Source organism: Amycolatopsis sp. NBC_01480 (assembly GCF_036227205.1).
Taxonomy (GTDB): Bacteria; Actinomycetota; Actinomycetes; order Mycobacteriales; family Pseudonocardiaceae; genus Amycolatopsis.
On sequence record NZ_CP109442.1, the window covers coordinates 2,222,438 to 2,237,051 of the forward strand.

15 protein-coding genes are annotated in these 14,614 nt (G+C 70.4%); 10 read left to right on the forward strand and 5 right to left on the reverse strand.

The genetic code is table 11. From position 1 onward, the window contains the following. Positions 1-34: 34 nt before the first annotated feature. The gene (locus OG371_RS10480; protein WP_091617404.1) at positions 35-718 is read right to left on the reverse strand and encodes a metal-dependent transcriptional regulator; all 684 of its coding nucleotides are present in this window, start codon (positions 716-718) and stop codon (positions 35-37) included. A 62-nt stretch (positions 719-780) separates the two neighbouring features. Further along, entirely contained in the window at positions 781-1,221 is a 441-nt protein-coding gene (locus OG371_RS10485) for a GNAT family N-acetyltransferase (protein ID WP_329068000.1), read from the reverse strand. A 149-nt stretch (positions 1,222-1,370) separates the two neighbouring features. Between OG371_RS10485 and OG371_RS10490 the strand changes: the two genes are divergently transcribed. After that, positions 1,371-1,691, forward strand: a complete 321-nt coding sequence (locus tag OG371_RS10490) for a hypothetical protein (protein WP_329068002.1) — start codon at positions 1,371-1,373, stop codon at positions 1,689-1,691. A 31-nt stretch (positions 1,692-1,722) separates the two neighbouring features. Here the strand turns inward: OG371_RS10490 and OG371_RS10495 are convergent, their stop codons facing one another. Continuing rightward, positions 1,723-3,381, reverse strand: coding sequence for an amidohydrolase (locus OG371_RS10495; protein ID WP_329068004.1), 1,659 nt, complete (start codon positions 3,379-3,381; stop codon positions 1,723-1,725). Between the two features lie 47 nt (positions 3,382-3,428). On the opposite strand from OG371_RS10495, the gene OG371_RS10500 reads away from it, so the two are divergent. From OG371_RS10500 to OG371_RS10520, 5 genes are all read left to right on the forward strand, one after another. Continuing rightward, entirely contained in the window at positions 3,429-4,172 is a 744-nt protein-coding gene (locus OG371_RS10500; protein WP_329068006.1) for an enoyl-CoA hydratase/isomerase family protein, read from the forward strand. Beyond that, positions 4,169-5,704 carry an ATP-dependent acyl-CoA ligase gene (locus OG371_RS10505; protein WP_329068007.1) on the forward strand — a complete coding sequence of 512 codons (1,536 nt, stop codon included), beginning with the start codon at positions 4,169-4,171 and terminating at the stop codon, positions 5,702-5,704. Before OG371_RS10500 ends, OG371_RS10505 begins: the two co-directional genes overlap by 4 nt. Continuing rightward, entirely contained in the window at positions 5,701-6,336 is a 636-nt protein-coding gene (locus tag OG371_RS10510) for a TetR/AcrR family transcriptional regulator (RefSeq protein WP_329068008.1), read from the forward strand. The genes OG371_RS10505 and OG371_RS10510 overlap by 4 nt, the downstream gene beginning before the upstream one ends. A 58-nt stretch (positions 6,337-6,394) precedes the next feature. Next, positions 6,395-6,718 (forward strand): hypothetical protein, encoded by a 324-nt coding sequence (locus tag OG371_RS10515; protein WP_091617397.1) that lies wholly within the window; start codon positions 6,395-6,397, stop codon positions 6,716-6,718. Between the two features lie 316 nt (positions 6,719-7,034). Next, positions 7,035-7,724: a 4'-phosphopantetheinyl transferase family protein gene (locus OG371_RS10520; RefSeq protein WP_329068014.1), complete on the forward strand. Its 690-nt coding sequence runs from the start codon at positions 7,035-7,037 to the stop codon at positions 7,722-7,724. A 50-nt stretch (positions 7,725-7,774) separates the two neighbouring features. On the opposite strand, the gene OG371_RS10525 is transcribed toward OG371_RS10520, so the two are convergent. Continuing rightward, positions 7,775-8,929: an isochorismate synthase gene (locus OG371_RS10525; protein ID WP_329068016.1), complete on the reverse strand. Its 1,155-nt coding sequence runs from the start codon at positions 8,927-8,929 to the stop codon at positions 7,775-7,777. Positions 8,930-9,031: 102 nt separating this feature from the next. Next, the gene (gene mihF, locus OG371_RS10530; RefSeq protein ID WP_026468624.1) at positions 9,032-9,343 is read right to left on the reverse strand and encodes an integration host factor, actinobacterial type; all 312 of its coding nucleotides are present in this window, start codon (positions 9,341-9,343) and stop codon (positions 9,032-9,034) included. A 459-nt stretch (positions 9,344-9,802) separates the two neighbouring features. Between mihF and OG371_RS10535 the strand changes: the two genes are divergently transcribed. The 4 genes from OG371_RS10535 (at position 9,803) to OG371_RS10550 (ending at position 14,569) form a co-directional block, all read left to right on the forward strand. Next, the gene (locus OG371_RS10535) at positions 9,803-11,443 is read left to right on the forward strand and encodes a long-chain fatty acid--CoA ligase (RefSeq protein WP_329068018.1); all 1,641 of its coding nucleotides are present in this window, start codon (positions 9,803-9,805) and stop codon (positions 11,441-11,443) included. A gap of 101 nt (positions 11,444-11,544) precedes the next feature. Further along, the gene (locus OG371_RS10540) at positions 11,545-12,849 is read left to right on the forward strand and encodes an ABC transporter substrate-binding protein (protein ID WP_329068020.1); all 1,305 of its coding nucleotides are present in this window, start codon (positions 11,545-11,547) and stop codon (positions 12,847-12,849) included. Beyond that, complete coding sequence (locus OG371_RS10545) at positions 12,846-13,757, forward strand: carbohydrate ABC transporter permease (protein ID WP_329068022.1); 912 nt, start codon at positions 12,846-12,848, stop codon at positions 13,755-13,757. The genes OG371_RS10540 and OG371_RS10545 overlap by 4 nt, the downstream gene beginning before the upstream one ends. Continuing rightward, a complete protein-coding gene (locus OG371_RS10550) occupies positions 13,754-14,569 on the forward strand; it encodes a carbohydrate ABC transporter permease (protein ID WP_329068024.1) in 816 nt (271 codons plus the stop codon). Before OG371_RS10545 ends, OG371_RS10550 begins: the two co-directional genes overlap by 4 nt. Positions 14,570-14,614: the final 45 nt, after the last annotated feature.

Below are 14,614 nucleotides of genomic sequence, written 5' to 3' on the forward strand. Positions count from 1 at the left end.
GACGTCACCCCGGCGTACGTCCGGGAACGCAGTCTCAGCGCACTGCGACCGACAGCGCCTGCGCGATCTCCTTGCCGATGGCGTGGGTGGCGGCGTCCGGCGGCTGGCCGACCTTCACGACCATCGGGCCACCGAAGGGCTGGCGCTCGACCACCTCGATGCGCTCGCCGAGGCCGATCGCGTGCTCGGTCAGGTAGCGCAGCAGCTCGGGGTCGGTGTCCCAGACGCGCACGATCTCGCCGACGGCGCCCGGCGGGAGGTCGTCCAGGATGCGCATCGGCAGCTCCTCGACGCTGCCGTCCGGGGCCGGGATGGGGTCGCCGTGCGGGTCGCGGACGGGGTTGCCGAGCTTGGCCGCGATGCGCTCGACCAGGCAGTCGGAGACCGCGTGCTCGAGGGCGTCGGCCTCGGCGTGCACCTCGTCCCAGGTGTAGCCCAGCTCCGAGACCAGGTACGTCTCGATCAGCCGGTGCCGGCGCAGCACGGACCGCGCGAGCAGCCGCCCCTCGGCGGTCAGCTCGATGCCGCGGTACGGCACGTGCGCCACGAGGCCCAGCTGGGAAAGCTTCGTCACCATGCCCGAGGCCGACGACGGGCTGACCTCGAGCCGCCCCGCCAGCGACGCGTTCGTGACCGCTTCACCCCGCTCGACCAGCCCGTAGATCACCCGCACGTAGTCCTCGACCGACGACGACCTCCGGACGGAACCATCTCCCATGCCGCATACGATACGGGGCCGCCCCGACAGTCCTGCCGTGCGGCGCGAGGTGAGCGGCCCCGTCACGGCCGCCAGCGGTACCGGGTCCAGCCGGGCACGGGCTCGGCGCCCAGCTGCGCGTAGAAGGCCTCGGCCTTGGTGTTCCCGGCCTGCATCTCCCATTCGACGCGGCCGGTGGTGCGCTCGCGCAGTGCGTTCAGCAGCTCGCGGCCGAGGCCGTGGCGGCGGTGCTCCGGGCGGACGAACAGGTCGTCGAGCCAGATGCCGGGGCGGGCCTCCCAGGTGGAGAAGTTCCAGCTGCAGAAGGCGAAGCCCGCGACCAGGTCCGGCCGGCCGGGCGGGCTGGCGATCAGCACCCAGGCCTTCGGCTCCGGCCCGAACAGGTGCCCGCTCATCTCGGCGCGGTCCAGCTTCAGGTCGTGTTTGTCTTCGTAGACGGCGTGTTCTTCGATCAGCGCGCAGATTTCTTCGGCGTCTTCGAACACGGCTTCGCGGACGGGCATCGGTGAGCAGCCCCTTTCTGTCGGTGGTCGCGCGTTACTGATCCGACCGGAAGCAGGCGGATACGGTCTGCAGCCGGTCTGCTTGTAGGGACCCGTTTCCGCCGTAGCTGTAGTCGGATTGGTAACGAACGGCACAGTATCGTGCTGGCATGACTCCGCAGGAGCGGTTCGAGGACCTGATCGACGAGATGCTGGGCGCCGAAGGCGTCACCCCGCCCACGCCGGGGCGCGGGTTCGGTTCGCACGCCCTCCGGGTGGACAACCGGATCTTCGCCATGTTCGTCCGCGGGCACCTCGTGGTGAAACTGCCGCGGCACCGCGTCGACACGTTGGTCGGTGAGGGCCACGGGATCCGCTTCGACGCCAACAAAGGAACGCCGATGAAGGAGTGGTTCACCCTCGACACCGAATCTTCGTACCAGTGGGAAGCGCTCGCTCGCGAGGCGCTGACGTTTGTCGGCGGGAGGTGAGGAATGGCGGAGTGATTCATGGGGCGCCCAGTCATGAGGCCTCGTAACGCAGTTCGCCGTCGATTGCCGTGGCGAGGACGCGGAGATCGTCCATTCCGGACTCGTCCAGGGGATTGCCGGAGAGTACGGCGAAGTCGGCCAGCTTGCCGGGTTCCAGGGTGCCGAGGCGGTCTTCGGCGAAGGTCGCGTACGCCGAGCCGTACGTGTACGCGCGCAGGGCCTCCGCGGGGGTGATCGCTTCCTCCGGGGAGAACGGCGCGCCCGAAGAGGTCCGGCGGCGCACCATGTCGGCCAGGCCGAGCAGCGGGGCGCCGTTGACCACGGGGCGGTCGGAGCTGGCGGGCAGGACGACTCCGGCGTCGAGGACGCTGCGCAGCCGGTAGCACCACGGCACACGGTGCTCGCCGAGGGCTGCTCGCATGCCGTCGCCGAGTTCGTTCACGAAGCGGCCCTGAGGGGAGGCGATCAGGCCCAGGGAGGCCAGCCGCGTCAGCTCGGCGGGTTGAAGCACCGCGCAGTGCTCGATGCGGTGACGGTGGTCTGCGCGTGGCGAAGCGGCCAGGGCGGCTTCGTACGCGTCGAGCACCACTGTCACGGCGCGGTCGCCGATGGCGTGCGTCGCGATCTGCCAGCCGGCGTCGTGCGCGAGACGGATGGTGCGAGCCAGCTCGTCCTCGGGCACCTGGAAATAGCCGCGGTTCTGCGACTCGCCGACAGCCGAGCCAGCGCCCGCGGCAGCACCGGCAGCTGAGCCACCGCCCGAGGCAGCACCGGCAGCTGAGTCGGCACCGGCGAACGGCTCGTGCATCGCGCAGGTCCGCCCCACCAGCGACCCATCCGCGAAGAGCTTCATCGGCCCGACCCGCAGCCAGTCGTCGCCCAGACCGGTGCGCAGGCCCAGGTCCAGGCCGAAACCGGCGCCGTCAGGCAAGTCGTGCAGCACGCTCGCGGCCACCATCACCGTGCTCCGCACGCGCAGCACCCCACGCGAGCGCGCCAGCTGGTACGCCGCCAGCTCGGCCGGCGTCTCGCCGACCAGGCCGCCGCCGATTCCGGCCTCCTGCACGCTGGTGATGCCCTCGGACAGGTACTGCTGCCCCGCCCGGTCCAGGCCGCGGACCACGGACTCCACCGGCGTCGGATAGGTCAGCAGGCGCAGCAGCAGCTGGGCCTGCTCGCGCAGCAGCCCGGTCGGCGAGCCGGCGGGGTCCAGCACCACGTCGCCGCCCACCGGCACGTTCGCCAGGTCCAGCTGGTCGAGCACGGCCGAGTTGACCACGGTCATGTGCCCGGACGTGTGCTTGAGCCGGACCAGCATGCCGGGCGCGGCGCGGTCGAGGCCGTGCCGGTTGGGATGCCCGCCGGCCAGCTTGTTCTGGTCGTAGCCGCTGCCGATCACCCAGCTCCCGGCGGGCAGCCCGGCGGCCCGGCGCGCGACGGCGTCGTAGACCTCCTCGACGCTCCGGCAGTCGCTCAGCGGCACGTCGTCCAGGCCCATGCCGAACCAGGCCATGTGGTTGTGCGCGTCGTGGAAGCCGGGCACCACGTATGCGCCGCCGAGGTCGACCCGGCGGCGTGCGGAAAGCCCCTCGGCGTCCTCGCCCAGCGCCACCACCCGGCCGTTCAGCACGGCGAGCGCGCTTTCGCCGGTGATCAGGTGGGCGTTCTCGTAAACCGCGTCGACCCGCATGCGGCCGACACTATCGATCGATCGATCGAACGTCTAGGCTCGCCCTCATGAGCACCGTGGACCTGACCGTCGAAGGCGGCATCGCGCAGATCCGGCTGAACCGGCCCGAGCGGCTGAACGCCGTCGCCCCCGTGCTGGTGGACGACTTCCTCACCGCACTGGACGACGTCACGCGCAGCGACGCCCGGGTGGCCGTGCTGGCCGGCAACGGCCGGGCGTTCTGCGCCGGGCACGACCTCAAGGAGCCGGCGCCGGAAGGCGATTCGCGCGCCCGGCTCGACCGGCTCCAGGACGTCACCCGGCGGCTGCGCGCGCTGCCGCAGCCGGTGATCGCCGCCGTGCACGGCTACGCGATCGGCGCCGGCGCGGAGTTCGCACTGGGCTGCGACCTGGTGCTGGCCGCGGACGACGCCGTGTTCGCGTTCCCCGAGGTCTCGCTCGGGCTCAGCGTCACGGGCGCGGCCTCGCGGTTGCTGCCGCTGCTGGTCGGCCCGATGAAGGCGAAGGAGCTGCTGCTGCTCGGCGAGCGCTTCGACGGTCTTCGCGCCCACGACCTCGGCCTGGTCAACGCCGCCGTCCCGGCCGCCCAGCTGATGACGCTGGCCCAGGGCTGGGCCGAGAAGATCGCGCACCACCCCGCCGAAGCCGCCACCATGGCCAAGCGCGCGCTCGACGCCGGCATCGACCACGCCCTGGAATCGGCGCTGGAGCTGGAAGTCAGCCACGCGCTGGTGACCGAGCACTCGGCCGCCGTGCGCGCGTCCACCGAGGCGTTCCGGAGCCGATCGTGACGCCGCTCGCCCAGGCGGACACCCTCGTCAAGCTGGTCACTCGGGCCGCGCAGCTCTGGCCGGAGCGCACCGCGTGGGTCGTCGACGTGACCGGCGAGCGCTTCACCTTCGCGGACGTGGATTCCCGCAGCACCGCGTTCGCCGCCGCGCTGCAGGAGCTGGGCGTCCGCCCCGGCGACCGGGTCGCGGTGATGCTGCGCAACCAGCCCGAGTTCCCGTTGCTGTGGCTGGCGCTGGCGAAGCTCGGCGCGGTGCTTGTGCCGGTGAACACCAGCTATCGCGAGTTCGACGGCGCCCACGTGCTGCGTCACTCCGGCGCGCGGTTCGCCGTGGCGGCCGGGGAATTCGTCGAGCTGCTGCGGAAGATCGCGCCGGGCACCGCGCTGGAACGCGTGCTGACGCCGGACGAACTGCACGCGACCAATCCGTACGAGCCCGCGCCGGTGGTCGCCGAGCAGCCCGTGAACCTCCAGTACACCTCCGGCACCACCGGCGCACCGAAGGGCTGCGTGCTGCCGCACCGCTACTGGACCACGCTGGCGATCGGGCTGGCCGCGGACTTCCCGGCCGTCGGTGAGCAGGACGTGCTGCTCACGGCCCAGCCGTTCCACTACATCGATCCACAGTGGAACGTCGCGCTGGGGCTCGCGGGCGGCGCCACCCTCGTGGTGCTGGACCGGTTCCACCCGTCGACGTTCTGGGCGAAGGTCCGCGAGCACGGCGTCACCTGGTTCTACTGCCTCGGCCTGATGCCGACGCTCCTGCTGCGCCAGCCGCCGCACGAAGACGACCGGAACCACCGCGTGCGCGCGATCTGCGCGTCCGCCATCCCGCGCGAGCTGCACGCGGAGCTGGAAGAGCGCTGGGGTGCGCCGTGGTACGAGGCGTTCGGGATGACCGAGACCGGCGGCGACATCCGGGTGTCCGAAGCGGACCACGACGCCGCCGTCGGCACCGGCTGCATCGGCCGCCCGACCCACGACCGCGAGGTGATGATCGCCGGCGAGGACGGGAAGCCGCTGCCGCGTGGGGAAACCGGCGAGCTGCTCATCCGCGGCATCGGCCTGATGCACGGCTACCACGAAGATCCCGAAGCCACCGCGCGCGCGTTCGCGGGCGGCTGGTTCCACACCGGCGACCTGGCGAGCATGGACGCCGAAGGCCGGGTGTATTTCGTTGGCCGTACTAAGGACATGATCCGGCGCAGCGGCGAGAACGTCTCGGCCGACGAGGTGGAGCGCGCGTTGCTGCTCCATCCGGCGGTACGGCTCGCGGCCGTCATCGCGGTGCCGGACGAGCTGCGCGGCGAAGAGGTGAAGGCGTACGTCGTGTGCGAGGGCGAGCGACCGGAACCCGAAGCGCTGGCCGAGTTCTGCGCGGAGAAGCTGGCCTACTTCAAGGTGCCGCGCTTCTGGGCGTTCGCCGAAGACCTGCCGCTGACGCCTTCGGAGCGCGTCGCGAAGGGCGAGCTGCGCAAGACGTCGGACCTGCGCGCCGGAGCGTGGGACCGCAGCACCGGGGAGTGGTTGTGAGCAGTGGCGAGCGGGTGCGCGCGGCGGCGGTGAAACTGTTCGCCGCCAAGGGTTTCCACGGCACCGGCATCCGGGACCTGGCCCAGGAGGCGGAGCTGTCTTCGGCGAGCCTTTACCACTACATGGGCACGAAGGAGGACTTGCTCGTCGAGATCATGGCGACGTCGCTGCGGCGCCTGCTCGACGCCGCGGCGAAGGCCACCGCCGGGGCCGAAGATCCGGTGGCCCGGCTGCGCGCGCTGGTAGCGCTGCACGTGCTCGCGCACGCCGCCCAGCCGGCCGAAACCCGGGTGGTGGACAACGAAGTCGACGCGCTCTCGGACGCCGCCCGTGCCCGCGTCGTCGCGCTGCGGGACGAATACGAAGGGCTCTGGGCACAGGCCATCGAGGACGGTGCCGCCGCGGGCGTGTTCCACACCGCGCACCCGGCCGTGACCAGGCTGGCGCTGCTGGAGATGTGCAGTGGTGTCGCACGGTGGTATTCGCCCCGCGGCCCGCTGCCGCTGGACGGGCTCGCCGTGCATTACGCGGAATTGGCGCTGCGGGCGCTGGGGCACCCGGGCGAGGTGGCCGTGACCGATCTGCGACCCTGCCTCGAAGTGGTCGCCCAAGTGTGGGACGTGGGCGTTTAGCGGCGCTTTTAGGGGCGTACGCCTTGCTCGAACGGCGAACGTGGGGGACGCTCGAAGGGTGACTGAGCAAACGATCCAACTCGAACTGGACGACTCGGGTCTCGCACCAGGCCTGCCAGCCCCCACGCACCCCCGCGATCAGGTACAGGACGTGCCGTATCGCCCGGTCGAGTTTCGCGACGACGATCTGCCGACCGCACTGGAACGTTGTGCCGTGTGGCTACGTCAGGCTCAGGAGTGGCTCGGTGAACCGCTCGACGTGCTCGCGATCCACCTCGACTACGACGACCGCCAGGGCTCGCCTTACTACGACGTGAAGGTGCTCTGCAACGAGGAGGATCTGGCCGGCGTCCCGATCGCCATGCGCAACAAGACCGACTAGTGTTGTGTGATCCTGTTTCCTTGCGAGTTGCCGGGGAATCAGGTGGATGCATCGGGGTCGCGGCGGACCACCCGGTACCTCTGTTGTACCGGGTTGTTCGGCAAGGCCGCGAGGCGCCGCCTGAGCCCCGGCAAGCGCAAGACGAACAGGATCACGCGACACTAGCCCCCGAACCCGGAGCAGGCCCCCGTCGATGCGGACGGGGGCCTGTTTTCGTTCCGGGCCCCGGCTGGGGTTCCCCCCAGTACCTCGTAGGTCACCGTGACAACCGGCCCGCGGCCCGGGAGGATCAAAGCGTGGACGAGGAGGGTTCCTGGTGACGGAGATCGTGGTCCGCTGGTCGCGGCCGCTGCCCGAAGAAGACCGCTTCCTGCGGCTGCTCGACGACGTCGAACGCGGCCGGCACGAGGCGTACCGGCTGGAGCTGGACCAGCGCCGGTTCCTGACCGGCCGGGTGCTGGCGAAGACGCTCGCGGCCGAGCGGCTGGGGGTGCCGGTGGAGACCGTGGTCTTCGACGCCACCTGTGAGGACTGCGGCAAGCCCCACGGCCGCCCCCGGGTGCCGGGCGCGGACCTGGTGCTGTCGATCTCGCACTCGGGCGAGCTGATCGGCGTCGCCGCGACGGCCGGGGTGCCGGTGGGCCTCGACGTCGAGACCTCCAGCCGCCGCGCGGACGCGTCGCTGATCGAGTACGCGCTCAGCCCGGCCGAGCAGGCGGCGGTGGCGGGGCTGCCCGAAACCGAGCGTTCGGCGGCGTTTTTCGTCTACTGGACCCGGAAGGAGGCCGTCATGAAGGCCACCGGCAAGGGCCTGAAGATCCCGTTGCAGAGCATCACTTTCTCGCCGTACAACGAGCCCGCGGAGCTGGTCGCCTCGAGCGACCCGGCGCTGGACCCGGCCCGCACCCGGCTGGCGGACCTCAAGGCCGCCGACGGGCACCGCGCGGCCGTCGCCGCACTCACCTCGGACGACCTGGCCGTCACCGAGGAGAACTGGCTGCCTTGAACTGCTCGTGAGTGTTCATGACGGTTAGAACCGTCATAAACACTCACGAGTCAGTCGAGGCCCATCGCGCCCAGCAGGGTGCGGAGCTTGGCGACCGTCTCGTCGAACTCGGCCTGCGCGTCGGAGGCCGGCACGATGCCGCCGCCCGCGTAGAGCCGCATGGTCGACGACGCGATTTCGGCGCAGCGGACGGCGACGGCCCACTCGCCGTCGCCGGAGGCGTCGACCCAGCCGACGGTGCCGGCGTAGTAGCCGCGGTCGAACGGTTCCAGCTCCTGCACCAGATCGCGCGCGGCGGCGGTCGGCGTGCCGCAGATGGCGGGCGTCGGGTGCAGCGCGGCGGCGAGGTCCAGCGCCGTGACGTCGCGGTCGATGAGCCGGCCGGTGATGGCGGTGCGCAGGTGCCAGATGGCGGGCGTCGAGACCAGCTCGGGGGCGGCGGGCACGTCGAGCTGACGGCAGAACGGCCGCAGCGCCTCGACGACGTACTCGACCACCACCGCGTGCTCTTCCTGGTCCTTGCCCGACGCCAGCAGGGCCTCGCCGTTCGCGCGGTCGGCCTCGGGGTCGGCCGAGCGCGGCATGGACCCGGCGTGCGGGGTGGTGAAGACGGAATCGCCGGCGCGGGAGAGCAGCAGCTCCGGCGTCGCGCCGACGAGGGTGCGCCCGCCGGGCAATTCGGCGGCGTAGGTGAAGTGGCGTGGGTTGCCCGCAGCCAGGTTGCGCACGATCCGCTCGAGGAGGATGGGCTCGTCGAAATCGAGGTCCAAAGCCCGCGCGAGCACGGCTTTACGCAGGTCACGGTCACGCAGGGCGGCGACGGTGGCGAGCACGTTCGCCTTGTGGCCCGCCTCGGAGGGCACCTCGCGGGTGGCCGCGGGGGCGGGCAGGTCTTCCACGGGCGGTGACGCCGGCGTGGCCGCCTCGGCCTGGGCGCGGTGCACGGTCCGCGGCAGCACCAGGTGACCCGGCGTCGTGCTGTCCGGGCCGGTGTCGAAGGGCAGTGCGCCGACCGCCAGCGGCACGCCGGAGCGGTTCAGCTCCTCGGCCACCGAGCGGGCCAGCCGCCGCGGGTCGGTGTCCGTGACGGTCCCGACCGAGCCCTTGGCGAGCAGCGCGCGCCGGGCCGTCGCGAACAGGAAGTCGCCACGCTGGTAACGGGCGGTGGTTTCGACCGGGGTCGCCGGTGCGGTACTGGTCGTCACCACCCCAGCGTCCCAGGATCCGGGAGGTCCGCGGGGAAAGTGTTGCCAGAAGAACACCTTCGGTGCCCTGGGCGCACCTTCCCCGCGGTCGCCGGGATCGTGCTACTTGAGCGCGTCGATCAGCGCTTCCCGCTGACGCTCGCCGAGGCCCGCGGCCCGGCGGTCGGGGTCGATCCCCGCCTGCTCGAGCAGTGCGGCGACCTTGACCGCGCCAAGGCCGGGCACGGCCTTGAGCAGCTGGGTGACCTTCGTCTTCCCGATGGTCTTGTTCTCCTTGGCCTGCTTGAGCACCTTCTCGATGCTCTCCTTGCCGGACTTGATCGACGCGAGCAGCTCCGAACGCGCCTTACGTGCCTCTGCCGCCTTGGCGAGGGCGTCAGCGCGCTGCTCCGGAGTCAACGTGGGCAGAGCCAACGTAGTGTCCTTTCCTCTCAGGTCTCCGCTTGCGCGGCCGACGGCTTTTTCCCGTTGCTTGCAAGTGCAAGCGCTGGCCAGCCGTCTCTTACCACGGCCCCAGTAAACGCCACACCCTCGAAGAGCGCGCAACCGACACGCACTTATCACCCTCCGACCACCCGTGAGGCAAGCCACCGGAGCACCCCCGCGGCCTGCGGAAACGTCGGACGTCCCTCCTTTCCCGCCCCATTAGGTCACCCGAAAGTGCCACTATTTCGGCGCAGTTAACACAACACGTTTTGTTGCCCCGCAAGGAAAAGCGTTCCGCGAAGTTGATCTTGGGACGCCGGGGCCGCCACCCGATCGCGCGACGATCACGGGCGGCGGGCCGCCGAAGTTGACCATGCCCGCGCCACCCGATCCCGATTAGAGTCGGCCTCACCCCAGTTCACCGGCGAACGACCCCCGGGAGTACCCATGTTGAGCACGATGCAGGACGGGCAGCTGTCGTTGGCGAAGCTGCTGCGCCACGGGACCACGGTGCACGCGAAGTCCGAGGTGATCACCTGGACCGGTTCAGAAGGCCGTCGTGAGACCTACGCGGAACTCGGCAAGCACGCCGCGCGGCTCGCGAACGCGCTCCGGAGCCTGGGCATCACCGGCGACCAGCGCGTCGGCACGTTCATGTGGAACAACGCCGAGCACCTGGCCGCCTACCTCGCCGTCCCGGCGATGGGCGCGGTGCTGCACACCCTGAACATCCGGCTGTTCCCGGAGCAGCTGACGTTCGTGGCCAACCACGCCGAGGACCAGGTGGTGATCGTCGACGGCACCCTGGTCCCGCTGCTGGCGAAGCAGCTGCCCACCTTCACCACGGTCAAGCACGTGATCGTCGCGAACGGTGACGCCTCGACGCTGCAGGCTCCCGAGGGCATCACCGTGCACTCGTACGACGAGCTGCTGGCCGCCCAGTCCGACGAGTTCGACTGGCCGGAGGTGGACGAGCGCTGCGCGGCCGCGATGTGTTACACCTCGGGCACCACGGGTGACCCGAAGGGCGTCGTCTACTCGCACCGCTCCATCTGGCTGCACTCGATGCAGGTCTGCATGACCGACAGCATGCGGCTGGCGCAGGAGGACACCGCGCTGGCGATCGTGCCGATGTTCCACGCCATGTCGTGGGGCCTGCCGTACGCGGCGCTGATGGTCGGCGCGTCGCTGCTGATGCCGGACCGGTTCCTGCAGCCCGCCCCGATCGCCGCGCTGCTGGCCGCCGAGAAGCCGACCTTCGCCGCCGCGGTGCCGACCATCTGGCAGGGCCTGCTCGCCCACCTCGACGCGAACCCGCAGGACATCACCCACGTGCGGGAGGTCGTGGTCGGCGGCTCGGCGGCGCCGCCCTCGCTGATGCACGCGTTCGAAGAGCGTTACGGGGTGCCGATCCTGCACGCCTGGGGCATGACCGAGACCTCGCCGCTGGGCAGCGTGGCCCGCCCGCCGGGCTCGGCCACCGGCGAGGAGCGCTGGGCCTACCGCTACACCCAGGGCCGCTTCCCCGCGTCCGTCTCCGCCCGCCTGATCAGCGACGACGGCGAGGTGCTGCCGTGGGACAACGAGGCCGTCGGCGAGCTGGAGGTGCAGGGCCCGTGGATCGCCGGCGCCTACTACGGCGGTGAGGACGGCGCTCCCACCCCGGACCCGGAGAAGTTCCACGACGGCTGGCTGCGCACCGGTGACGTCGGCAAGATCAGCCCGGACGGGTTCCTCACCCTGACCGACCGCGCGAAGGACGTGATCAAGTCCGGCGGCGAGTGGATCTCCTCGGTCGACCTGGAGAACGCGGTGATGGGCCACCCCGCGGTGGCCGAGGCCGCCGTCGTCGGCATCCCCGACGAGAAGTGGGACGAGCGGCCACTGGTCGCGGTCGTGGTGAAGGAAGGCCAGAGCGTCACCGCCGAAGAGCTGCGGGAGTACCTCGCCGACAAGGTCGCGAAGTGGCAGCTGCCGGAGAACTGGACGTTCGTGGACGAAGTCCCCAAGACCAGCGTCGGCAAGTTCGACAAGAAGCGGATCCGCGCGTCCTACTCCGAGGGAAAGCTCGACATCTCCCAGTTCTAACGGGTAAATCTCCGGCGAGTCGTTCTCGCGGCGGGGGTCACCTTGAGAGAGCCTGTGGTTTCTCAAGGTGACCCCCAACGCACGTCGGAGGAGTTCTGGGGATGCAGCAGCGCAACAGGCGGTCGTTCCTGACGTTGGCGGGCATGGGCGCGGTCGGGGCCGTCGCGGCCGCGTGCGGGTCCAACACCGGGCGGGCGGGTGACCCGCCGCCGTCGACCGCGGCTTCGGCCGGGCCGCCGCCCACCACCAGCGCGCCGAAGGTGACGCTGCAGCAGTGGTACCACGCGTACGGCGAAGACGGCGTGCAGGACGCGGTGAAGAACTACGCCGCCTCGTACCCGAACTCGCTGGTCAAGGTCCAGTGGAACCCGGGCGACTACGACTCGAAGATCGTCACCGCGCTGCAGAACAGCGCCGTGCCGGACGTGTTCGAGGCGCAGGTGAAGATCGACTGGGTGCGGCAGAACCAGGTCGTCGCGCTGGACGACATCATCGCGCCGGTCAAGAACGACTTCAGCCCCGCCGTGCTCGCCGCGCAGACCGTGGAGGGCAAGGTCTACGGCATCCCGCAGGCCGTCGACACGCAGGTGCTGTTCTACCGCAAGAGCCTGCTGCAGGCGGCCGGCGTGCAGCCGCCGCAGACCGTCGACGAGCTGATCGACGCCGCCGGCAAGCTGTCCAAGGACGGCGTGAAGGGCCTGTTCGTCGGCAACGACGGCGGCGTCGCCACGCTGACCGGGCCGCTGCTGTGGTCGGCCGGGCTCGACTACCTGAAGAACAACAACCGCGAGGTCGGCTTCGACGACCCGCGCGCGGCCACCGCGTTCGGCAAGCTGCACACCTTGAACGCCAACGGTTCCCTGCTGCTCGGCGCGCCCGCGGACTGGTCCGATCCCGGCGCGTTCATCGACGGCCTCGCGGCCATGCAGTGGACCGGCCTGTGGAACGTGCCGAAGATCCGCGACGCGCTCGACGAGGACTTCGGCGTGCTCGCCTTCCCCAAGCTCGACAACGGCGGCGCGCCTTCGGTGCCGGTCGGCGCGTACGGCGCGATGGTGAACGCGAAGAGCGCCCACGTGGACGAGGCCAAGGCGTTCGTGAAGTGGCTCTGGATCGACCAGACGAACGACCAGCTGGAGTTCGCCACCCGCTTCGGCTTCCACCTGCCGGCCCGCCAGAGCCTGGTCGCCAAGGCCGGCAACCTGAGCTCCGGGGTGGGCGCCGACGTGGCGAGGTTCGTGCAGCAGAACAGCCACCTCGTCGGCGGTCCGGTGTGGACACAGCAGTCGAACACGGCGCTGTCCGACGCCGTCGCGAAGATCGCCAAGGAGGGCGCGGACCCGGTGGCGACCACGAAAACCGCGGTGGGCGTCGCGCAGGCCGAGCTGAAGCGCCTGTTCGGATGACGCTGTCCCGGAAGACCCGGGACACACTGTCGTTCTGGGGGTTCGTCGGCCCGTTCCTGATCGGGCTGGCCGTGTTCGCGTACCTGCCGATCGGCTGGAGCGTGTACCTGTCGTTCTTCGACGCGCGCAACACGGTGACGCCGAGTGTGTTCGTCGGGCTCGACAACTACGCGCACATGCTGACCGACGGGCCGTTCGTCAGCAGCCTGGGCACGTTCAGCGTGTTCGCGCTGTTCATCGTCCCGCTGACGTTCGTGCTGTCGCTGGCCCTGGCGGTCGGGGTGCACCAGCTGAAGTTCGCGCGCGCGTTCTTCCGCTCGGTGTTCTTCCTGCCGTTCGCCTGCTCGTACGTGGTGGCTTCGCTGATCTGGAAGACGTCGCTGTTCTCGGGTGTCCGATATGGACTGATGAACACCGTGCTCGGCCTGTTCGGCGTCGACCCGGTGGCCTGGACGGGCACGGTCCACCCGCCGCTGTACTGGATCGTGCTGGTGACCGCGCGGCTGTGGCTGCAGCTGGGCTTCTACATGATCCTGTTCCTGGCCGCGCTGCAGCGGATCCCGCAGCACCTCTACGAAGCCGCGTGGCTGGACGGCGCGAAACCCGGCTGGCCGGTGTTCCGGCACATCACGCTGCCGCAGCTGCGCGCGACGTCGGTGGCCGTGCTGCTGCTCAACCTGATCAACGCCTACCAGGCCTTCGACGAGTTCTACAACATCATGGGCGACTCGCGCGGCTACCCGCCGTTCGCGCGGCCGCCGCTGGTGTACCTCTACTACACGTCGCTGGGCTCGGGCGGGCAGGACCTGGGCCGCGGCAGCGCGGGCGCGGTGATCCTGGCGCTGATCATCGCCGTGGTGACTCTGGTGCAAGGCAGGCTGTTCCGCTTCGGCGGGAGCGAGGCATGAGGGCCGTGCTGCGCTGGACGGCGCTGATCGTCGCGGCGGTGCTGTTCCTGGTGCCGTTCTACCTGTTGCTGCGCAACGGCTTGGCGTCGCGCACGGAGATCACGTCGCCGAGCTGGACGCTGTTCCCGTCGAAGCTGCACTGGGAGAACTTCTCGAAGCTGTTCTCGCAGGAGGACGTCCCGTTCGCGCGCAGCCTGCTGAACTCGGTGATCGTGGCGGTGCTGCAGACCGTCGGCCTGCTGCTGGTCTGCTCGCTGGCCGGCTACGGCCTCGCGCGGATCCCGTACCGCCACTCGAAAGCCGTGCTGTACGCGGTGATCGCGACGCTGATGATCCCGACGTCGGTGACGTTCGTGCCGAGTTTTGTCGTCGTGTCGACCCTGGGCTGGCTCTCGGACTTCCGCGGGCTGGTGATCCCGGGCCTGTTCAGCGCGTTCAGCGTGTTCCTGTTCCGCCAGTACTTCCTGGACTTCCCGCGCGAGCTGGAGGAGGCGGGCCGGATCGACGGGTTGACCCGCTGGGGCGTGTTCCGGCGCATCGTGGTGCCCAACTCCCGCCCGTTCTTCGCGGCAATCGCGGTGATCACCGTGATCGGCAGCTGGAACGCGTTCCTGTGGCCGCTGATCATCGCGCAGTCCCCCGACTCGTGGACGGTGCAGGTCGCGCTGTCCGGTCTGCTGACCTCGCAGAACCCCCAGCTGAACCTGCTGTTCCTGGCCGCGGCGCTGTCGATCTTGCCGATTGTGCTGCTGTTCGCGTTCCTGCAGCGGTTCCTTGTGCGCGGGGTGACGGAATCGGGCTTGAAGGGCTGAGCCGGACGTAACGGCGCCCCCGCGCCCCGCGACCACCGGGGGGAC